The organism is Curtobacterium sp. MCBA15_001 (genome assembly GCF_001864835.1).
Taxonomy (GTDB): Bacteria; Actinomycetota; Actinomycetes; order Actinomycetales; family Microbacteriaceae; genus Curtobacterium.
The window spans coordinates 1-20862 of sequence record NZ_MJGI01000004.1; the positions used below are offsets into that span (position 1 = coordinate 1).

The window sequence follows — 20862 nt, forward strand, 5'->3', positions numbered from 1 at the left end:
CGGGCGCCGTGCGGGCGCCGGCGCCGGCGCGATCTGCGCGCCGGAACGACAAGTGCGCGCGTGGGAACGCGCGCACTTGTCGTCGCGACGCTCATGTCGCGTGGGGTGCACGGGACGGGAGGCGCGTGGCGGGGTCGCGCCGGGCCTCCAGGCCGACCCGCGGCGGCACGGGGCGGGCGCACCAAGACCCGGATTCGGCGCGGCGAACAGGCCGGATCGGCTTGCACATGCGGATCGGAGCGCGCCAGAGTGGGTGCCGAAGGGGAGTAGCTCCCAGCGCGCGCATCGACACAATGGCCATCACGACGATCGGCCCGGTGCGCCACTCCGACCGGCCCGTCTGCGGTGGTCGGAGCGAGCGAGACCTTCGGCCGTTCCGCTGTGGCCGAAGCCTCCCGTGTGCTTCGTCATGGCTCGACCACGAGGACCACCATGACCGACACCATCGCCGTGCAGCGCGCCGATACCGGTGCCCCCGCACCCGCTCCCCGCATGGGCGCCAGCGCCTGGGCCCGGATCGCGATCTGCTTCGCCATCGCCCTTCCCGCCGTCGTCTTCCGGGTGACCGGCTTCGCCCCGAACCCCGTCGTCGACCTGCTCGTGTTCGGTGCGGCCGTCGTCGCCGCGTCGTTCCTGCTCGCGTGGGCCGCGGAGGCCGCCCAGAAGGACATCGCCGGCGCGCTGGCCATCGCGATCCTGGCGCTCATCGCCGTGCTGCCGGAGTACGCCGTCGACCTGTACTACGCGTTCCGCTCGGGTTCCGACCCCGCGTACGAGCAGTTCGCCGCCGCCAACATGACCGGCTCCAACCGGTTGCTGCTCGGGTTCGGGTGGCCGCTCGTCGTCGTCATCTCGCTGCTGGTCGCCCGCCGGTTCGTCCGCGCCGGGACCCTGCCGTCGTCGGCCACCCGGGTCCTCGAACTGTCACGGTCCGCCCGGGTCGACGTCGGGTTCCTGGCGCTGCTCGCACTGCTGGCGTTCCTGATCCCCGCGATGGGGTCGATCCCGCTGTGGTTCGGCTTCGTGCTCCTCGCCGCGTTCGTGCTGTACCTGTGGCGGGCATCGGCGACCGGGGACGACGACGATGACGACGAGGAACTGGTCGGCATGGCCGGCAACCTGGCGTCGATGCCGCAGCGGCAGCGCCGGTGGACGATCCTGGCGCTGTTCGTCGTGGCCGCCGCGGTGATCCTGGCCTCGGCCGAACCGTTCGCCGACGCCCTGGTGCAGTCCGGCAGCGCGCTCGGGATCGACAGCTACTTCCTGGTGCAGTGGCTCGCGCCGCTGGCGACCGAGGCGCCCGAGTTCATCGTCGCGGCGCTGTTCGCCCTGCGGGGGATGGGCGGCGCGGCGATCGGCACGCTGATCGCGTCGAAGGTCAACCAGTGGTCCCTGCTGGTCGGGTCGCTGCCGATCGCCCACGTGCTCGGCGGCGGGACGACGGGCGGGCTGCCGCTCGACGGTCGGCAGGTCGAGGAGTTCATGCTGACCGCCTCGCAGACCGTGCTCGGAGTGGCGATCATCATCGCGCTGCGCTTCCACCGGTGGTCGGCGATCGCGTTGGTGGCGCTGTTCGCGGTGCAGTTCGTCGTGACGGACACCAGCGGGCGGTGGATCCTCAGCGTCGTGCACCTGGTCGTGGCCGTCGTGGTGCTGTGGATCAACCGGCGCGACATCGTGCCGACGCTGGCGGCGCCGTTCCGCCGGCCGTCGCGCGCCGCGGCGGAGTAGCGCAGCGCGACTTCGCACCGTGCGCGGTTCTGCACACGGTGCGAGGGCCGCGTGCTCGCACCGTGTCCGCAACCTCGCACCGTGCCGGACGGGAGGCGCGTGGCGGGCCCGCCACGCGCCTCCCGTCGGGTGGCGGTGGCGCTGGCCCGCGCCGCGTGCGTCCGCCGCTTTGCCCGGGTCGCATGACGCGCCGCGTGCGATGCGCCGCGTGCGATGCGCCGAGGTCGCATGGTCCGTCGCTGCCGCACGCCGGGGGCGGCGCCTTCCGCGACCTGGGCGGACCTGAGCGGCATGTTGTGCGACGGCGGGCACCGGCGCGCACGGGCGGGCACCGGCGCGCACCGGCGGGCACCGGCGCGCACGGGCGGGCACCGGCGCGCACGTGCGAGGTTCTGCACACGGTGCGGGAGCCGCGTGCTTGCACCGTGTTCGCAACGTCGCACCGTGCCAAACGCGACGCATGTCGCGCACGCGGCGGGGGCACGGGCCGCGGGCGCGGGTCAGTCGGCGTCGGGCGCGAGCCAGATCGCGGCGGCGGCGGCGCTCGGCAGGTCCACCAGGGACTCGGTGCCGTCCGGGGAGCGCCGGGACACCGCGATGACGCCCGCGTAGTCCCGGACCTGTTCGACGCGCAGGTGAGTGCCGAGGCCGACACCGAGCTCGTCGAAGTAGCGCAGCAACGAGGGGTCGTCGTCGGAGACCCGGTCGACGGTCCCGCACGACCCGGGCTCGACGGTACCGAGGAGCGTCCCGGGGGAGTCCGGCACGGTGCCGTCGGCGCGCGGGATCGGATCCCCGTGCGGGTCGTGCGTCGGGTGCCCCAGGTCGGCGTCGACCCGGTCGAGGAACGTCTCCGACACGGCGTGCTCGAGGGCCTCGGCCTCGGTGTGGACCTCGTCCCACGTGTAGCCCAGGCGGGAGACCAGGAACGACTCGATCAGCCGGTGTCGTCGGACCATCGCCACGGCGACCTGCTGCCCGAGCGGGGTGAGCACGACGCCGTAGTAAGGGGTGTGCTCGATCAGGCCGTCGCGGTCGAGCTTCCGGAGGTTGCCCGAGACGGTCGAGGCCGAGACCTTCAGCGCAGCGGCGATGTCGCGGGTCGCGATGCCGGCGTCACCGCGCTCCCGGGCCTTCCAGATGAGCTTGACGTAGTCCTCGGCCATCGTCGAGAGCGAGGGGAGGCGCATACCGCAATGGTACAAACAGGCATGCCGTCACGCAGACCCCGCTGGCCGGTGCCGCCCTCGCTGCTGATCGGGGTCGCGCCGCTCGTGGCGTTCGCCGCGGTCAGCGCCTGGCGTGCACGCCCGAGTGACGACTACCCCTCGCTGGGACTGACCGTCGACAGCGTCGTGCGGGCCCTCGTCGTCCCCGAGGGCATTGCGGCCCTGGCGCTCGCCGTGGTCGTGACCGCGCTCGGCTGGTGGCGGATCGCGACGGTCGACTCCACCCGTGGGCGCCCGCGCTGGACGTGGACCGCCCCCGCGCTCATCGCCGTCGTGTGTCTGGCACGCCTGCCGCTGGTCGACTGGACGGCGCTGCCCTGGCACTACTTCGTGCTGCTCGGCGTCGGTGTGCTGTTCGTCGGGGTGTTCGAGGAACTGCTGACCCGCGGCGTGCTGCTGGTGGGCCTGCGCCGCCGCCTGCCCGAGTTCGGCGTGTGGATCGCGTCGTGCGTGCTCTTCGGGCTGCTGCACCTGCTGAACGCGTTGGCCGGCGCGGGCATCGGCCCGACGCTGATCCAGGTCGTGTTCGCGGCGTCGTTCGGGTCGACGCTCTACGTCGCCCGACGACTGACCGGCAACCTGCTGCTGCCGGTGCTGCTGCACGCGGTGTGGGACTTCGGCTCGATCGCGGTGTCGGCGACCTCGCGTCAGGGCTTCGACGACATCGCGGTCGCCGGCGCCCTCGGGTTGTTCGCCTTCGCCGTCCTGGCGCTCGGCGTGGTCGCGGGCGGGCTCGTGGCCTGGCGCGACGATCGACCCTGGCGCCTCCGTCGACGGTGGCGCGGCGTCCCCACGAACGACACGACCGACCCGGACACCGACTCCGACTCCGACACCGACGAAGCGCCTGCCGGACACCGCGAACCCGTTCCGGGCCGGAACGACCTGCGAAGCCGCACAGACACACCGACCGGTTCACCTGGCTGACCCGAGCCGTTCCTCGGACCGTCACCGAGCCTCCTTACCGTCGCCCGCGATCCCGCCCGGACATCGACGCCGGCCGGCAACAGGAAGGAGCGCCGCCCCGCCCGGGGCGGCAACCACGCATGCGCACATCCGCACGCGCCATGGCCACGGGGGTGACCGTCGCTGCGATCGCGACGTCCCTGGTCATCGGCAACCCGTTCACGGCGAACGCCGCCGACTACCCCAGCACCACCACCAAGCCGGACCTCGTCTCCCTGCTGAACGGGTACGACTCGTTCTGGAAGTCGAGCGGCTCGAACGACCTGCACGGCACCGTGGTCAGCGGCGCGACGCTCGCGCAGAACGACCAGCTGACGTCGTGGATCAACCAGAACGCCACGCCGGCGCAGCAGTTCACGGCACTGCAGGACTCGGAGTACAAGAACGCGCCGACCGGGTACGACCAGTCCTCGACGGTGGGCCAGGGGCTCGGTGACGCGCTCGAGAAGATCTACCTGCAGGGCCGACAGAGCGGCGCGCTGCCCCTGACCGAGGCGCTCATCAACAGCAACACGGGCACGACCGGTGCGTACGTCAGCACCGGCGACGCGAAGACGCACTACAGCTACCCGCGTCCGTACCTGCCGACGGACGCCTCCGCAACGCTGCCCGCGACCGACGACCAGGTGAACTGCACCCCGACTACGTGGAACGCATCCTCGCTCGCGGCGAACCGCACCGGCAAGACGTGGGCGGATGCGAAAGGCAACCTGACGATCACGCGAGTGCCCGTGCAGACCGACACCACGCACGAGTTCTCGCCGAGCGACGTCGTGCTCGACGCCGGCTACGGCACCAAGGGCATCTGCCAGGGCGGCTCCTACCCGAGCGGCCACACCACGACGGCCTACCAGGCGGGCATCACCCTCGCCACGCTCGTCCCCGAGCTCGCGCCGGAGATCCTCGCCCGTGCCTCCGAGGCCGGCAACGACCGCATCGTCCTCGGCGTGCACTACCCACTCGACATCATGGGCGGTCGCATCGACGGCGAGGCCGCCCTCGCCGCGCGCTGGTCCGACACGCAGTTCCGCACCGAGGTCCTCGAGCCCGCGCGTGCCGAGCTGACGAAGTACCTGGAGCAGCAGTGCGGCAACACGCTGGCGGCCTGCATCGCCGCCGAGCAGCCGTACCGGAACAGCCCGTACGGCGGGAAGGCGGTGCCCGGCGGCACCGCCCAGGTCGTCACCGACCGGGCCTCGGCCGTCGCCGTCTACCGCGAGCGCATGGACTACGGCTTCGCGAAGACCGGCACCACGGCGCTGGCAGCGAGCGTCCCGACCGGTGCCGAGAACCTGCTGCTCAGCACGTTCCCGACCCTGACCGACGCGCAGCGCACCGCCGTGCTGGCCCAGACCGAGATCGCCTCGGGCGACCCGCTCGACCAGTCCGGCACCACGAACGGCTCGTGGGAGCGCATCGACCTGGCGGCCGCGACCAGCGCCACCGTCGCCGTCGCCGCTGACGGGTCCGTGCAGGTCGTCGCCACCGGCGGGACCGCGAAGGTCGTCTCCGGCGTGCTCACCGCTCCTTCGGGCACCACCGTGCAGGCCGGCGCGCAGCTCGCGCTCACCGGCACCGGGCTGACCGCGGGGGCGACCTACCAGGTCGTGCTCCACAGCGACCCGACCGTCGTCGGCGCGCTGACCGCCGACGCGACGGGCAGCGCCACCGGCAGCGTGACGATCCCGGCAGCCACCGCGGCCGGCGCACACACCGTCGACCTGGTCGACGCGTCCGGAGCGACCGCCTTGGTCACGCCGCTCGCGATCACGGTGACGGCGGCACCCGCCACCGGCGGGACCGGCACGAACGGCACCAGCGGCTCGACGACCGGCATCCACCTGCCCGTCGTCAGCGGCTGATCGGTGGACCGGCCGGCGCGCAGGCGTCGGCCGGTCCTCCCGCCACCACCCACCGGACGGGAGGCCCGGCGCACCGCCGCCACGCGCCTCCCGTCCGCCCCGTCCCACCCAGGAAGCACACCCTCTTGCGCAAGCGCACCCTCTGGACCTCCGTCGGCATCGCCGCCGCAGCCGTCGTCGCCGCCGGTGTGATCACCGTCCCCCTGCTCGGGAGCGCACCCGACGCTGGTCGACCGGTGTCCGCGACCCCCACTGCCTCGGCGACGGCGACCCCGGCGGTCCCGTCCGTCAGCGCCGCCGCGCTCGCCGCCCTGCCCGAGGCCCGGTACTCCGCCGTGGTCCCCGGCCTGATGCCGTTCGCGAGCACCGTCACGCGCGACACCGTGTTCCACCTGTCGGCCGACGCGCCGCTCTTCGGCCAGGACCGCACGACCCCGGTCGCCCGGTTCGCCGCCCGGGACTTCCTGCAGCAGCCGAGCACCGTCGTCGGACTCCGTCGCGAGGGAGCGTGGGAGCTCGTCCTGACGCCGGCCCGCCAGCAGCTGCCCTCTGCCGCGGGTGAGTCAGGGGCGGCTGCGCAGACCTCCGCCTGGGTGCCGGTGTCGGCGTTGACGGCGGCTGCGACACCGACGTCGCACGTGGTCATCTCGACGGAGCACCAGACGGTGTCGATCGTCGACGCGTCCGGCGCCGTGGAGCACTCGTTCTCGGCCGGGGTCGGCACGGCGCAGACCCCGACGCCGACCGGCGTGACGGGGTACCTGGAGCAGCGGTACGTCGACGCGTCCCAGGGCACGGGCGACCACCCGATCCAGCTGACCTCGCTGCACTCGAGCGCCGCGGACGAGCCGTACGGCGGTCACGACGGCGGGCTGATCGGCATGCACTGGAACGCCGCTACTTCGGGTGCGGTGTCGCACGGCTGCGTGCGGCTGGACGCGGACGCCGTTGCCGCGGTCGACGCGCTGCCGCTCGGGACGCTGGTCACGGTCGAGTAGGGCGCGGCCGTCGGATCAGGTCCCCCTGGGCCCGGGTCTCGCCGACCAGATTGGTCAATCGGCGCGATGCAGGTCGCCGTCCGCTGGGTCAGCGGCCCAGGGCGAGTCCGGATGGGCGGTGCGGATCGACCGGGCGAGCCACTCGGCGGCCGCGGGGCCGAGCCGCGGCATCACCTGCCGACGGTCGTCCTCGTCGGTGGCGGTCGGGCTGCGGCTCTTCCACAGCAGCTGGACCTGCGGTGCGACGGTGCGGACGCCGTCCACCACGAGGACCGCGTCCGACCAGGGCAGGGTCACGGCGCTGTCGCGGCGGTACACCCAGGACGCGTCGTCCCCGACCTCCGCGTTGACCTGCAGGGACCAGCGCCCAGAGCGGTCGTCGCGACACCAGACGTTGACGACACCGGCGAGCGACGGGAGTTCGTCGAGCGGGGTGAGCCACCCGTCCTGCGCGGCGAACGGCCGGAGCGACACGGGGAGCGTCGACAGGAACGACGGCAGGTGCCCCCGCGTCACGCTGACGTCGACGTCGCCGTGCTCGCGGGTGACCCGCCCGAGCCAGTGGTCGAGCGCGACCCCTCCGGAGAGCCAGGCGGGAGTTCCTGACAGGAGTTCGGCGACCGCCGGCACGGAGAGCGGACTCCAGACGTCGACCGCGGGATCATTACGGCGGCGCATCGACGGGTCCGGGTCGGGGCGGGTCAGCGCCGGTGGGCGACGGCGAAGACGCGGCGGAACGGGAACACGGTGCCGTGCGGGCCGGCGGGGTAGGCGTGGCGCAGTCGTTCGGCGTACTCGGCCTCGAACGCGGCGGTCGTGGCTCCCGAGGGGTCGGCCGTGTCGAGCGCGGCCAGCACCGGCCGGAGCCCCGTCCCGCGCACCCACTCGAGCACCGGGTCCTCGCCGGGGAGCAGTTGGGCGTAGATGGTCTCCCACGCGGTTGCCGCGAAGCCGTTGTCCTCGAACAGCTCGAGGTAGCCCGCGGGGTCGAGCACGGGATCCGCGCGCAGGACGCCCTCGAGCGTGGACGCCCACGGACCCTCGGCCGCGACGGCCCGCATGAGCGCGTGGGACGGGGAGTCGAAGTTGCCCGGGACCTGCATCGCGAACCACGACCCGGACGGCATCGCGGCCAGCCACCCGGGCAGCAGCTCCGTGTGCGTCGGGACCCACTGCAGCGCGGCGTTCGTGACGACGACGTCGTCCTCCGGCGTGGGGGCCCAGTCCTCGATCGCGCGGCGTTCGAACGACAGACCCGGGTGCCGGTGCGTCAGGGGCTCCGCCTGCGCCAGCATGTCGGCCGAGGAGTCCATCCCGACGACGCGGGCCGACGGCCAGCGCTCGGACAGGGTGGCCGTGAGGGCCCCGGGACCGCAGCCCAGGTCGACGACGCGGCGCGGGGCCTCCCGTCCGATCTGCGCGACCAGGTCGTGGAAGGGACGTGATCGCTCGTCGCTGAAGGCCGCGTAGCGGGCTGGATCCCAGCGCACGCTACATCTCGACTTCGATGGGCTCCGAGCGGACCAGCTCGTGCACGCCGGAGATGACCTCGCTGGGGCGGAACGGGTAGCGGTCGATCTCGGCCTGGTCGCTGATGCCCGTCATGACGAGCACGGTGTGCAGGCCCGCCTCGATGCCGGCCTGCACGTCGGTGTCCATGCGGTCGCCGATCATGCCGGTGTTCTCGGAGTGCGCGCCGATGCGGTTCATCGCCGAGCGGAACATCATCGGGTTCGGCTTGCCGACCACGTAGGGCTGCTTGCCGGTGGCCTTCTCGATCATCGCGGCGATCGCACCGGTCGCGGGCAGCACGCCCTCGGCGCTCGGGCCGGTGGCGTCCGGGTTCGTGACGATGAAGCGGGCGCCGTCGCGGATGAGTCGAACGGCCTTGGTGATCGCCTCGAACGAGTAGTTGCGCGTCTCGCCGACGACGACGTAGTCGGGGGCGGTCTCGGTCATGATGAAGCCGGCCTCGTGCAGGGCGGTCGTCATGCCCGCCTCGCCGATCACGAACGCGGAGCCGCCGGGCATCTGGGACTTGCAGAAGTCCGCCGTCGCCAGGGCACTCGTCCAGATGCGGTCCTCGGGGACGTCGATGCCGGACCACCGAAGCCGGGCGCTGAGGTCACGCGGCGTGAAGATCGAGTTGTTGGTCAGGACCAGGAACTCGGTGCCCTCGTCGAGCCACTGCTGGATGAGCTCCGGCGCGCCGGGGAGGGCCTGGTTCTCGTGCACGAGCACGCCGTCCATGTCCGTCAGCCAGCACTCGACCTCGTCGCGGGATGCCATGGCTTCACCCTAGCGGCGCGTCTCGTGCCCCACATGAAGACCGACCACCGGTAGGGTTTTTTCCGGGACACGTACCGCAACCAGGAGGCCCCGTGCTCGTCGAACCGAACACCGCTGCCGTCGGCGCGTCCGCCGCGGCTGCGGCTGCCGCTGCTGGAGCTGCTGTCCCTGGTGCTGCTGCGCCGCGACGCCGAGGGCGGCCGAACGCCCTGAGCCGCGAGCAGGTGATCGAGGCCGCGACGACCATCGCGAACGAGGACGGCCTCGACCGCCTGTCGTTCCGGGCGCTCGGGCTGCGCCTCGGCGTCGCGCCGATGACCGTGCACCGGACGATCGGCGGTCTGGATGACCTGCACGCCGAACTCGTCAAGCGCACGGTCGACGAGTTCACGGCGACTTTCGTCTGGCCGGACGAGTGGCACGACGTCGTCCGGACGTTCGCCCGCACCTTCCGCGACCTGATGGTCACGCACCCGCTCGTGCTCGAGTCGCACAGTCAGCGGGCGCCGCTGGTGTCCTCCGAGTCGGACGCCGTCGTCGCGAAGGTCGTCGGGGCGCTGCAGGACGGCGGGCTCAGCGACGTCGAGGCGATGTACGCGTTCTTCGTCGTGTACGACTTCGTCGTGGGGCACGCCGGTGTGCTGGTGGGCCGCGGCGACTCCGAGGCCGGACGGCCCGAGCGGCATGCGCTGGTGGGGGAGGTCCTCGGCACGCACTCGTACGACGCGCGGTTCGAGCTCGGCCTCGACATCCTGCTGGCGGGGATCCACGCGCGGCTGCCCCAGGCCTGACCGCGCGCGCTGCCCAGGACGTGGCGGCCCGGTGGGATCGGGCGCTGCGCTAGCGTTCTGCTCCGTGGGACGACCGACGGCCGAGGAGCGTGTGGCACGTGCGCTCGCCGTGTTCGAGCGCGGCGACCGACGCGCTGCATGGGAGAGTCTGCGGACGATGGCCCGGCGTGAACCGGGTGAGCCCGCGTACCGCCGAGCGCTCGTGGCGACCTACCGTTCCATCGGAGCGCTCGACCAGTCCGCGCGGTGGGGCGCCGCTGACCCCGGGTCGCTCGACGACCGGGAGCGACGGATCCTGCGACGCCGTGCGGCCTCGGCCGCGTCGGAGAAGGAGCTGCGCGCCTACCTCGTGTTGCCCGGCGCGCTCCCGCCGGAGGTCGCCGAGGCCCTGCCGACCCGGGCCGAGCAACTCCGACGTCGTGGTGAGTCCGCAGCCGAGCAGCTCGTCCTCGCGACGTACGTCATCGCGGTGCTGTTCGGCGCACCCGCGGTGGCGATCGGTCTCGGTGTCACGATCGTGCAGGCGTTCCTGGGCCTGTCCACGGCGCACGATGCAGCGCAGGTGACCGCGACGATCGTGCTGTTCGGCATCGCGGGGCTCGGGCTGCTCCTGCTGATCGTGTCGTTGCTGCGCGGGTGGTGGGTCCGTGCGGTGATGCTGGCGATCGTCGTGGCCGCGGCCGCCGTGGTGCTCGGGCACGCGGACATGACATCGACGACGCCGTTCGCCTGAGCGGCAAGAGGAGCGCGTGCACCGCCCTACGCTGGTGCGGTGACCGATCAGCCGGAGCCGACCCCGCAGCCCGCTCCCGCTCCCGCGCCCTCGCACGAGCGCACCACGAACGGCGTCGGACCGCATCCCCGCCCGTGGCCGTCGGACCCACGGCTGGACCCGGAGCTGCTCGAGCACGGCGACACCCGCAACGTCGTCGACGGCTACCGGTACTGGTCGATGGCCGCCATCGTCGCCGACCTCGACACCCGCCGACACGGGTTCGACGTCGCGATCGAGAACTGGCAGCACGACCTGAACATCGGCTCGATCGTGCGGTCCGCCAACGCGTTCCTGGCGGGCACCGTGCACATCATCGGGCGCCGCCGCTGGAACCGCCGCGGGGCGATGGTCACCGACCGCTACCAGCACGTGCGGAACCACCCCGACGTGGAGGCGTTCCTGCAGGCGATGCGTGACGAGGGGCGGCCCGTCGTCGCGATCGACAACACCCCCGGAGCGACGATGCTCGAGTCGACCGAGCTGCCCGAGCGCTGCGTGTTCCTGTTCGGGCAGGAGGGCCCCGGCCTGACCGACGAGGCCGTCGCCGGCGCGGACGCCCACCTGGAGATCGCGCAGTACGGGTCGACGCGGAGCATCAACGCCTCCGCGGCCGCCGCGATCGTGATGCACGCGTGGATCGTGCAGCACGCCGAGGTGCCGCGCCGCCCCTGAGCCCGGCCGAGGTCGCGCGACACGCCGTCGGCCGACGCCGAGGTCGCGAGAACTGCCGCCCGCGAACGGCCCGAGCGGCACTCCATGCGACCTCGGCGGACGTGAGCGGCGCGTCGTGCGACCGGCAGAAGACCCGCGGGACAGGGGCAGGCTGAGCCGGCGGGGCGGAGGTGACCCGGGCCTCCAGGCCGGGCCGCGCGTCAGCGCGCCGCGGTGGTACGCCGCGCGACCAGCCGCGGCTCGACCAGGTACTCGCGTGCCACCACGGACGGGTCCCCGATCCTCGCGAGGAGCCGCTCCCCGGCCCCGCGCCCGATCTCGACCGACCGGTCGTCGATGCTCGTCAGCCCCACGTACCGCGTCGCCGCCACGGGGGTGTCGTCGTAGCCGATGACCGAGACGTCCTCGGGGACGCGCAGCCCACGCTCGGCCAGCGAGGACATCGCCCCCAGCGCCATCACGTCGTTGGCCGCGAACAGCGCGGTCACGTCGGGGTGCTCGTCGAAGAGCGTGCGTGCGGCGTGCAGGCCCGCGTCCTCCGTCAGCTCGTCCGGGAGGATCGTGGTGACGACCCGCGCGTCCGTCCCGCTGTCCGCCACCCCGGCCTCGAACCCCGCGCGACGTTCCACGGACGCCGCCGATCCGCCGCCGACGAAGCCGAGCGTGCGGTGGCCCAGCGCCAGCAGGTGTTCGGCGGCCATGCGGCCTCCGGCGCGGTCGTCGTTCGCGACGGTGTCGGCGCGGGGGATCGCGACGCGGCCGCCGGCGATGACGAGGGGCATGCTCGCCGGGATCGCGAGGTCGGTGTCGGGCTCGCCGGCGATGACGATGCCCTCGACGCGCATCGACAGGAAGCCCTCGACCGGTGAGGCGTCGAGCCCCGTGTTGAGGAAGCGGTCGGCCACGACCAGGCGGTGGCCCTGGTCCTGCAGCGATTCGCGGAGCCCGGTCAGCAGGTCGACGAACCACTGGTTCCGGAAGTCGTCGAGCACCACGCCGATCGTGCGGCTGCGGGTGCCTGCGAGGGAGACAGCCGCGGTGGACGGGCGGTAGTCGAGCTCCTGGATGGCCTTGAGCACAGCGGCCCGACGTTGGTCGCTCACCCGGGGGGAGCGCTGCAGCACGAGGGACACGAGCGACTTCGACACCCCCGCGCGGGCAGCGACGTCGTAGATCGTCGCGGGTTTCGCGTCAGGCATCGTCGGCATCGACCTCCAGCTCGTCCCCCGATGCTATCGGTGCGACGCTGGCCGAAGCGTGAGCGGTCGTCAGGCGCGGGGCTTCCCCAGCGCCATGTCGGCCATGCCCCCACCAAGGAACCGCATGTCCTCGTCGGGCAGGGCGTTCCGCTCGTCGGCGGTGAGCACCTGGGACGCGTCGTCCTCCGGGTGGAAGCCGATCCGCTCGCCCGCGCTCAGGTCCGCGGGGGAACCGCTGTTGCGCGACACCGCCCAGACGACGTGGTGGCCGGGCTCGGTCAGGCGCAGGGCCGCGGAGACCAGGCGTGCGAGGTCGTCCGGCGAACTCCACATCAGGAGCGCCCGGCGCGACGACGGGCGCTCGCCGAAGGCACCGATTCGGGCGGAGACGACGACCATGGGGAAGCGGTCGGCGAACATGCTGCCGAGCAGCTCCATCGCAGCCTTCGTCGCGCCGTAGTACGTGTCCGGGCGGGGGAGCCGGTCGCCGGGGACGCTGCCAGGGGCGTCGATCGACTCGGGGACGCGGCCGACGGCGTGGATGGAGCTCGCCTGCACCACGCGGGCGACACCGGCTGCGGCAGCGGCCTCGAGCACGTTCTTCGTCCCGGTGACGTTCGTGTCGAGGAGGGCTTCCCAGGTGTCCTCGGTGGGGATGCCCGCCAGGTGCACGACCATGTCCACGCCGGCACACGCGTCGTCCAGCGCCGGCCGGTCGTTCACGGAGCCCTCGACGAACCGTTCCCGCTCACGCAGGTCGGGGTGCGGAGGCCGTTCGTCGAGCAGCACCAGGTCGTGTCCCGCGTCGAGCAGCCGGGGGCGCAGCGCCGTCGCGATGCGTCCGGCCGCGCCGGTGATGAGCAACGTCGCCATGCGCGTGACCGTACTCGCCGGTGCGTGTGTCCCCACGGGGTCGGCGCGCTGGCGGGTGCGGTTCGGCGGGGCGGTGCGGTTCGGCGGTGCGGTGCGATCCGCGCTCGCACAACGGGAGGCACCCCGCACCGCCCGATTCCGTGGCGCGGAGTGCTCTCGGTTGTGCGAACCGCGCTCCCCGGCCGCGGCCGCCCGACGCGCCGGCCGCGCCCGCCCTGGCCCCCGCCTACCCGATCAGGCTCGGGCGCAGGTCGCGCAGCGTGCGGGAGCGGCCCTGGCGGGCGGCGACCACGAAGCTGACCAGCAGCGCGCCGAGCATCCAGCACGCCAGCACGCCCGCGTCCGACCACGCCGCACTCATCGACCCGCCGTACATCGTCTGGCGCAGCGCGTCGACCGAGTACGTCATCGGCAGGGCGAAGTGCAGCGCTGCCAACGGCCCGGGCAGCGTCTGCCAGGGGAACGTGCCACCGGCCGTGACGAGCTGCACGAGCATGAGCACCAGGCCGAGGAACTGCCCGACGGACCCGAGCAGCACGTTGAGCGCCATCAGGATCGCCGCGAACGTCGCCGAGGCCAGCACCATCACGCCGATCGTCGCGACGGGCAGCTGCACGCCGAGGTCGAGCGCGAACCGCACGATGAAGAACAGCGCCACCATCTGCACGACGCCGAGCACGACCGGGGTGAGCCAGCCGCCGAGCACGATCCGCAGCGGCTTGCGCACGGCGGTGATCGCACGCTTGGAGATCGGCTTGAGGATGAGGAACAGCGCGTACATGCCGATCCACGCCGCCAGGGAGATGAAGAACGGTGCCAGGCCGGCGCCGTAGTTGTCCGCCGCGGCGACGTTGTCGTCACCCACCTTGACCGGGTCGGAGATGACCGACGCCTGGTCGTTCCGGGACGACGCCGTCGACGCCGGGATCTTCGTCCGGCCCTCGTCCAGCGACGAAGCGAGCGACGCCGACCCGTCACGCAGACTGTGCAGCCCGTCCGCCAGCGATGCCGCACCGGACGACGCCGATGCCGCCCCGGTGGCGAGCGATGACGCACCGTCGGACAGCTTCGGTGCCGCAGCAGCGAGCGCCGACGTGCCCGATGCGACCTGCGACGCTCCGTTCGACAGCGTCGAGGCGCCCGACGCGGCCGACGCGATCCCCGCCGTCAGTCGCGGCGCCGCGGCGTTCAGCTGCTGGGTCCCGGCGTACAGCTGTCCGGAGCCGTCCCGGAGCTGGTCGATGCCCTGCAGCCCGGCCTTGGCCTTTGCGATGCCCTGCTGCGTCGTTGGGTCGGCGAGCCGTGCCTGCACGCCGGCCTCGATCGCGGCCTTCGCCTCGGGGGTCAGCGTGACGCCCTGGTCCGTGACGGCCTGCTCGATCGCAGCCGTCAGGCTCGCCGGGGTGAGCGCGTCGATCGTGGCGAGCGCCGGGTCGGTCGTCTGCGCGAGCGTCGTCAGGTTCTCCGAGATCGACTTCGCCCCGCTGTTCAGCTGCGCCGCCTGGTCCGGCAGCGACGCGGTCTGCTGCTGCAGCGTCGACAGGCCCGACGACAGCGAGCCGGCCCCGGTCGCGACCTGCTGCGCGCCGTCGTTCAGCTTTGCAGTCTGCGACGGCAGCGACGCCGTCCCGGAAGCGAGCGTGGACGCCCCGGTCGCCAGCTGCGCCGTCCCGGACGCCAGCTGGTCGGCACCGTCCGACGCCGTGGCGCTGCCGGACGCGAGCTGTCCGGCACCGTCGACCGCGTCGCCCAGGCTGTCGCGCACGTCGGCGAGCCCGACGAGCAGGGTCTTGGCGGCCTGTTTGCCGACCTGCTCGGCGACTGCGGTGCGCATGGTCTTGCCCGCCTGCTCCGCGATGGTCGATGCCAGGTACGAGTTGGTGTCCGCCGTCGTCATCACGAGCTCGGCGCGCTTGGGGTCGTCCGTCTGCGCGGACACCAGTGACGACGAGAAGTCGTGCGGGATCGTCACCACGAAGTCGTAGGTGCCGTTGCGCACGCCGGAGCGCGCGTCCGTCGCCGAGGTCTGCTTCCAGTCGAAGTCGGCGCCGTCGATCGCCCGCTTGGCGACGTCGGTGCCGTAGTCGACGTGCTTGCCGTCGAGGGTCGCGCCGGAGTCCTGGTTCACGATCGCGGCCGGCACCTTGTCGAGTGCGGCGTACGGGTCGCGGTTGGCCCACAGGTAGGCGCCGCCGTACAGGAGCGGCACGATCATCAGCGCGATGAACGCCAGGCGGGCGAGCGGGGTGGCGGTGAGGCGCGCCAGTTCGGCGCGGACGAGCGAGGTGGTGGTCACGAGCGGTTCTCCACAGGAGCGGTCTGGAGGCTGTTGGTGCCTCCGTCAGGGGAGGTCGCGTCGTCGGGACCGGTGGGTTCAGGGCTGCCCTCGGCGGGCAGGTCGGCCGGCGGGACCGGGATGGTCGCCAGCAGGTGTTCGGCCGTCGCCGCGGCGGCCTTCGAGGTGACCAGCACCACGGTCACGCCGCGCATCGCGACGTCACGGACGACGGCGAACCAGTCCTCGACCGCGCCGCCGTGTCGCTCGGGCGAGGTGACCACGAGCGCGGTCACGCCGTCCCGGAGCAGGGCGAGCTCGACGAGCAGCCGGATGCGCACGGCGGTCGGGACGCGCTGCATGGCGGTGTCGGCGTAGGTGGACATGCCGAGTTCGTCGAGCACGGTGGCGACCTGCTGGCGGGACGGGCGCTGCTCGGCGAACGCCAGTTCCTCGCGCACGATGCGGCGGAGCGTCATGACGGGGAAGGGCTCGGCGACACCAGGGGTGTCGACGAGGGCGACTGCCTGCCGCAGGGCGCCGGTGTCGTCGTGGCCGTCGACCAGCACCCGGCCGTGCCCTGGACGCATCCGCCCGCCGGCGACGAGCGACGCCAGCACCGGGGCCTGCTCGGTCTCGACGGCGAGGATGCCCGGGCGGTGCGGCCCGGCGACGGCGGACACGCGGGGGAGTGCCGCGCCGGGTTCGTCCCCGATGCCGACGTCCTGGATCTCGATGGTGGTCACGCGCGGGCCTCCGTGGTGGTCGTCGTGGTCGTGGACGAGGCGGCGGGTGTCGTCTCGACAGGTTCGCTGAGCAGTGCCGTCCGCCAGTCGATGCCGGCCATGCCGAGCGCCGACAGGACGACCATGCGGCGCCCGTCGGAGTCCGGCGTGCCCGACCGGGTGGCTTCGTCGAGGACGGCGATGCACGCGCCCTCGACCAGGCGGCCGAGCGTGGCGGCGTCGACGTCGGCGCGCATCGACCCGTCGGCGATCCCGAGCGCGCACGCGTCCCGCACCTGGTTCCGCAGCGGCGCGAAGACCTGCGCCACGGACTCGCCGTAGGGGCTCCGCACCGCGATCCGGGCCATCGAACGGACGTGGGAGACCTCGGACCACAGGGTGACGGCAATGGCCGCGATGCGCGCTGCAGGCGGCAGGTCGCCGAGGTCGGACGAGGTGGGCATGGCGTCGGCGACACGGGCGGCTCCGGCGGTGACGACCGCGCGGACCAGGTCGTCGCGCGAGGGGAAGTGTCCGTAGACCGCACGCCGCGAGAGCCCGGCGGCCGTGGCGATCGACTCGAGCGAGGCGTCCGGGTCCCGCTGCAGCACGGTCTTCGCGGCGTCGATGAGCGCGGCGCGGTTCTCGGTCGCGTCGCGCCTGGGGGCTCGGGTCGAAGGCTCGGGAGTGGTCACGGACCCCATCGTACTAACGTGCACAGCGCTGTGCAAGATCGCGGGTCGGGGTACGTCCCCCGGACGGGGGGTCCTGCAAAGTGCGGACTGTGCTCCCTGCGAGACCACTCATAAGTTCAGGGAACTTCCCATCCCTCACCGAGCAGGAGCACCTCCGTGCAGCAGTCCTCGAAACGGGCACCACGAATCCTCATCTCCCTCGTCGCCGCCGGCGCACTGGCCTGCGGCGGCCTCGCTGTCGGCGGCGCTGCCTCGGCAGCACCGTCCGGCCTGTCCTCGGCCGAGCTCAAGCTCGCGCAGCCGCTGCGCAACGCCAAGCCGCAGACCACGATCGCGGCGTTCGTGCGCACGACGGGCGAAGGCGCCCTCGCGGTCGACGCGAAGGCGAAGGGCGGCGACCTGACGAAATCGAAGGCCCCGTCCAGCGCCGCCAAGCAGCGCCTGTCCGCGATCACCTCGACCACCGAGCAGGTCCGTCAGGCGGTGGAGTCGGCCGACGGTGACGCGACCGAGCTCTACACGACCGAGTACACGGTGCCCGGGGTCGCGGTCGTCGCCGACGTCGAGGCCCTCCGCAAGGTCGCGGAGCGCTCGGACGTCGAGAGCGTGATCCCGCTGACGCCGAAGAAGGTCGTCCAGCCCACCGTCAGCGACAGCACGACGGCAGCCCCCAGCGGCGTCGACCCCGACCTGGTCAAGCCCGGTGCCGACGGTGTCAGCCCGAAGAACGCCGCGAGTGACGTCTACACGCGGGCGCTCGACGCCTGGCAGCAGACCGGGCACACCGGGAAGGGCGTCAACGTCGCCGTGCTCGACACCGGCCTCGACTACACCCAGGCCGACTTCGGCGGACCGGGCACGGCAGAGGCCTACGCCGCGGCGCTGGCGAACACCGGGGCTCCGGCCGCCGGGTCGTACGACCCCGAGAAGTTCCTCGGCGGCTACGACTTCGCCGGCCCCACCTACAACGCCGACCCGTCGAGCGCCGCGTACCAGCCCGTCCCGGCACCCGACGACAACCCCATCGACGGCAAGGGCGGCGACCACGGCACGCACGTGTCCGGCACCATCGCCGGGTACGGCCTGGGCGCCGACAAGAAGACCTTCACCGGTGACTACAAGTCGCTCACCACGCAGACCGTGCAGGACATGTGGATCGGCCCGGGCACCGCGCCCGAGGCCGGGCTCTACGCACTCAAGGTCTTCGGTGACGCCGGCGGATCGACCGACGTCACCGGTGCCGCCCTCGACTGGGTCGGCCAGGCGCTGACCGAGGGCAAGGACATCAACGTCCTGAACCTGTCCCTCGGTTCGGACTACGGCGCACCGGACGACCCCGACAACGCGAAGATCGACGCGCTCACCGCCCGCGGTGTCCTGCCCGTCATCGCCTCCGGCAACGCCGACGACTTCACCGACATCGGCGGTTCGCCGGGCAACGCGGAAGGTGCCCTGACGGTCGCCGCCAGCGCCACCGGCCAGAGCCTGTACGACGGCGTCAAGGCGACCGCCCCGGCGGACGTCGCGAACACCTACCGCGCGCAGTACTCGCAGAACTACCAGGGTGCCCTGCCGGTCGAGGGCGACGTCGTCGCGCCGACCACGAACATCGACGGCTGCGCGGCGTTCAGCGCCGACGAGGCCGCCAAGGTGAAGGGCAAGGTCGTCTGGCTCAAGTGGACGGACGCGCAGCTCGAGTGCGGTTCGGGTGTCCGCTTCACCAACGTGCAGGCAGCCGGCGGTGTCGGCGTCCTGCTCGCCGGGACGATCAACACCTTCGACTCCGGCATCGCCGGCAACACGACCATCCCGGGTGCCGAGCTGACCCGTGACAGTGCTGCGAGCCTCCAGGCCGCCGCCGTGGCCGGGACCCTGCACGTGCAGTTCGCCGCCGAGCTCAAGGGCTTCCAGCTCGCGACCGACGCCGACACCGTGAACACGCTCGCGTCGTTCACCAGCCGTGGTGTGCACGGGTCGTACGACGACATCGTCAAGCCGGACATCGCCGGCCCCGGGGTCAACGTGATCTCCGCGGCCAACGGCACCGGTGACGGGCGCATGTCGATGAGCGGCACCTCGATGGCCACCCCGGACGTCGCGGGCATCGCCGCGCTGACGTTCGAGTCGCACCCGACGTGGTCGGCGCCGGACGTCAAGGCGACGCTGATGAACACCGCCACGCACGACGTGCGCGACGGTGACGGCGACGCGACCCTGCTCCGTCAGGGCACGGGCCGGGTCGACGCGCTGCAGGCGGTCACAGCCGGCACCACGGTGCGCAGCGTCGAGAACGACCAGCTCGTCACGGCGTCGTTCGGCGTCGTCGAGGTCGCCTCGCCCACCACCGAGAAGCGCACGCTGCAGATCAACAACACCGACGGTCGACCCCACACGTACGACGTGGCCTACCAGTCGCGCGTCGCCCAGACCGGGGTCGCGTTCTCGATCGACAAGCAGCGCGTCACGGTCGTCCCGCACGGCACCGCCACCGTCACCCTGACGATGACGATCGCCGACCCGACGAAGCTCACCCGCACGATCGACCCCACGCAGGAGTCGGTCCAGCAGGGCTACGAGCGGGAGTTCGTCGCCGCGGCCACCGGCCTGGTGACCTTCACCCCGACCGAGTCGAAGTACAACCCGCTGCGCCTGGCGACCTACGCCGCCCCCAAGGCGGTCAGCGCGGTGCACGGCAAGGACGTCACCTTCGCCGCCGACCAGACCACGGCGGACCTCGCCCTGGCCGGTCGCGGCGTGACCGGCGCCCTGGTGGCACCGTTCGTGCTCGGTGGGACGGACCCGCAGGAGTCGTTCCCGGACGGCTCGGCGAAGCAGTCCCTGCAGGCCGCTGACGTCCGCGCATTCGGTGCGAGTGCGGCAGCCGGCACGCTGGCCTTCGGTGTCCAGACGACCGGTCCCGACGCCAACCCCGGCGCCGTGACCAACGTCGAGGTGCTCATCGACGCGAACCGCGACGGCACGCCGGACTACCTGGTGTACGACGCCAAGTCGGCCGCGGTCGACGCCACGTTCGCGACGACGATCGACCTGGCCACCGGGGAGACGCTCGACTCGCAGCCGCTGAACGGTGGGGCGCCCGGACAGGACGTCAACACGTTCGACAGCGCGGTGAAGGTGCTGACCGTGTCGCAGCAGGCGATCGGCGTCACCGGGGCGTTCGACTACTCGGTGCTGACCGAGTCGTCCTACGCACCGTCGCTCGCCACGAGCGGTTCGTACACGGTCGACGACACCACGACGGCCACGTTCGACCCGTCGGCTCCGGCGCTGTCCTTCGGGCAGGGCGGGACCGCCGGGGTGCTGTTCTCCGACACCGGGTCGCTCCAGGTGACCCGCGCCGCCGACGCCACCACGACGCCGCGCGTGCTGCTGCTGCACCTGCACAACGCGGTCGGCGACCAGGCGGACACGCTGGCGACCTCGGTCGCACTGCCCGTCCTGGCGCTCCGCGAGGGCAGCGCGGTCACCGTGTCGGGCACGCCGACGGTCGGCAAGAAGCTGACCGCCAAGCCCGGCAACTGGGACGGCCGCGGGGTCACCTACGCCTACCAGTGGCTCCGTGACGGCACCGCCGTCGAGGGCGCCGACGAGAAGACGTACAAGCTCGGCTCGTCCGACGCGGGGCACACGTTCCAGGTGCGCGTGACGGCGTCGGCCAAGGGCTACCAGGACGGTTCGGCCACCTCGGCCGCCACCGCGAAGGTCGCCCGCCGCTAGCGGCACGGACCGTCAGGTCCATCCGGAAGGCGCCGGGTCCCGTT

At 72.7% G+C, this 20862-nt stretch carries 17 protein-coding genes; 8 read left to right on the top strand and 9 right to left on the bottom strand.

The features are described 5' to 3' along the window. Positions 1–432 precede the first annotated feature (432 nt). On the top strand, positions 433–1731 hold the full coding sequence (locus tag BIU90_RS01430; RefSeq protein ID WP_254786902.1) for a sodium:proton exchanger: 1299 nt from the start codon (positions 433–435) through the stop codon (positions 1729–1731). Between the two features lie 500 nt (positions 1732–2231). On the opposite strand, the gene BIU90_RS01435 is transcribed toward BIU90_RS01430, so the two are convergent. Then, positions 2232–2921 (bottom strand): metal-dependent transcriptional regulator, encoded by a 690-nt coding sequence (locus BIU90_RS01435; protein ID WP_071298471.1) that lies wholly within the window; start codon positions 2919–2921, stop codon positions 2232–2234. A gap of 21 nt (positions 2922–2942) precedes the next feature. Here BIU90_RS01435 and BIU90_RS01440 point away from each other — a divergent pair, with 21 nt between their 5' ends. From BIU90_RS01440 to BIU90_RS01450, 3 genes are all read left to right on the top strand, one after another. Continuing rightward, entirely contained in the window at positions 2943–3887 is a 945-nt protein-coding gene (locus BIU90_RS01440) for a CPBP family intramembrane glutamic endopeptidase (RefSeq protein WP_175470105.1), read from the top strand. A gap of 140 nt (positions 3888–4027) precedes the next feature. Beyond that, positions 4028–5788, top strand: coding sequence for a phosphatase PAP2 family protein (locus BIU90_RS01445; RefSeq protein ID WP_217640884.1), 1761 nt, complete (start codon positions 4028–4030; stop codon positions 5786–5788). A gap of 125 nt (positions 5789–5913) precedes the next feature. Continuing rightward, entirely contained in the window at positions 5914–6786 is an 873-nt protein-coding gene (locus tag BIU90_RS01450) for a L,D-transpeptidase (protein ID WP_254786903.1), read from the top strand. A gap of 54 nt (positions 6787–6840) precedes the next feature. Here the strand turns inward: BIU90_RS01450 and BIU90_RS01455 are convergent, their stop codons facing one another. The 3 genes from BIU90_RS01455 to BIU90_RS01465 are packed head-to-tail and all read right to left on the bottom strand — an operon-like array spanning position 6841 to position 9075. Beyond that, entirely contained in the window at positions 6841–7464 is a 624-nt protein-coding gene (locus BIU90_RS01455) for a nucleotidyltransferase domain-containing protein (RefSeq protein WP_071298474.1), read from the bottom strand. A 23-nt stretch (positions 7465–7487) separates the two neighbouring features. Then, complete coding sequence (locus BIU90_RS01460) at positions 7488–8276, bottom strand: trans-aconitate 2-methyltransferase (RefSeq protein ID WP_071298475.1); 789 nt, start codon at positions 8274–8276, stop codon at positions 7488–7490. 1 nt (position 8277) lies between these two features. Then, the gene (locus BIU90_RS01465) at positions 8278–9075 is read right to left on the bottom strand and encodes an HAD-IIA family hydrolase (protein ID WP_071298476.1); all 798 of its coding nucleotides are present in this window, start codon (positions 9073–9075) and stop codon (positions 8278–8280) included. A gap of 92 nt (positions 9076–9167) precedes the next feature. Here BIU90_RS01465 and BIU90_RS01470 point away from each other — a divergent pair, with 92 nt between their 5' ends. From BIU90_RS01470 to BIU90_RS01480, 3 genes are all read left to right on the top strand, one after another. Beyond that, the gene (locus BIU90_RS01470) at positions 9168–9866 is read left to right on the top strand and encodes a TetR/AcrR family transcriptional regulator C-terminal domain-containing protein (protein WP_175470106.1); all 699 of its coding nucleotides are present in this window, start codon (positions 9168–9170) and stop codon (positions 9864–9866) included. A 64-nt stretch (positions 9867–9930) separates the two neighbouring features. After that, the gene (locus tag BIU90_RS01475) at positions 9931–10599 is read left to right on the top strand and encodes a hypothetical protein (RefSeq protein WP_139195057.1); all 669 of its coding nucleotides are present in this window, start codon (positions 9931–9933) and stop codon (positions 10597–10599) included. A gap of 39 nt (positions 10600–10638) precedes the next feature. Beyond that, positions 10639–11313, top strand: coding sequence for a TrmH family RNA methyltransferase (locus BIU90_RS01480; RefSeq protein WP_071298478.1), 675 nt, complete (start codon positions 10639–10641; stop codon positions 11311–11313). Positions 11314–11513: 200 nt separating this feature from the next. On the opposite strand, the gene BIU90_RS01485 is transcribed toward BIU90_RS01480, so the two are convergent. From BIU90_RS01485 to BIU90_RS01505, 5 genes are all read right to left on the bottom strand, one after another. Then, positions 11514–12512, bottom strand: a complete 999-nt coding sequence (locus BIU90_RS01485; RefSeq protein WP_083403625.1) for a LacI family DNA-binding transcriptional regulator — start codon at positions 12510–12512, stop codon at positions 11514–11516. A gap of 69 nt (positions 12513–12581) precedes the next feature. Continuing rightward, complete coding sequence (locus BIU90_RS01490) at positions 12582–13385, bottom strand: NAD(P)-dependent oxidoreductase (protein ID WP_071298480.1); 804 nt, start codon at positions 13383–13385, stop codon at positions 12582–12584. 226 nt (positions 13386–13611) lie between these two features. Next, positions 13612–15681: a YhgE/Pip domain-containing protein gene (locus tag BIU90_RS01495; protein ID WP_071298481.1), complete on the bottom strand. Its 2070-nt coding sequence runs from the start codon at positions 15679–15681 to the stop codon at positions 13612–13614. Next, positions 15678–16406, bottom strand: coding sequence for a hypothetical protein (locus BIU90_RS01500; RefSeq protein ID WP_071298482.1), 729 nt, complete (start codon positions 16404–16406; stop codon positions 15678–15680). The genes BIU90_RS01495 and BIU90_RS01500 overlap by 4 nt, the downstream gene beginning before the upstream one ends. Next, entirely contained in the window at positions 16403–17080 is a 678-nt protein-coding gene (locus tag BIU90_RS01505) for a TetR/AcrR family transcriptional regulator (protein ID WP_083403626.1), read from the bottom strand. Before BIU90_RS01505 ends, BIU90_RS01500 begins: the two co-directional genes overlap by 4 nt. A gap of 156 nt (positions 17081–17236) precedes the next feature. On the opposite strand from BIU90_RS01505, the gene BIU90_RS01510 reads away from it, so the two are divergent. Beyond that, complete coding sequence (locus tag BIU90_RS01510) at positions 17237–20818, top strand: S8 family serine peptidase (RefSeq protein ID WP_071298484.1); 3582 nt, start codon at positions 17237–17239, stop codon at positions 20816–20818. Positions 20819–20862: the final 44 nt, after the last annotated feature.